Origin of the sequence: Bacillus sp. SIMBA_005, from assembly GCF_046535585.1 — a bacterium.
Taxonomy (GTDB): Bacteria; Bacillota; Bacilli; order Bacillales; family Bacillaceae; genus Bacillus; species Bacillus pumilus.
In genome coordinates, this window is record NZ_JAWRWI010001024.1 from 1 (window position 1) to 242 (window position 242).

The following is a 242-nucleotide window of genomic DNA, read 5'->3' on the forward strand; positions in this document are numbered from 1 at the left end:
GGGGGCCGCCTCACACGGCAGCGAGCGGGCCTTTATCGTCGGTAGCGCCCACATCAGCCGGTTCCGGCACAAGATAGAGCCCGCTCGGCGCGTTGGCCGTGTACGCGAGCACATCGATCCAATGCCGGTTGATCGAGGGCTGCCTCCCTCCCGCATATTTGAAGACCATTGAGCTGCCCGGGTGCAGCCACACCGTCGTCCTCCCACCGCCCACGCTGACGTCTTCCCGCCAGGTGAAGCCG

General features: G+C 66.5%; 1 protein-coding gene. It reads right to left on the reverse strand.

Going from position 1 to position 242, the window contains the following annotated elements; translation table 11 throughout:
- Window positions 1-10: 10 nt before the first annotated feature.
- Window positions 11-242: DUF7882 family protein (locus tag SB660_RS23215; RefSeq protein WP_410584906.1), on the reverse strand; the 232-nt coding region annotated here is incomplete at its 5' end.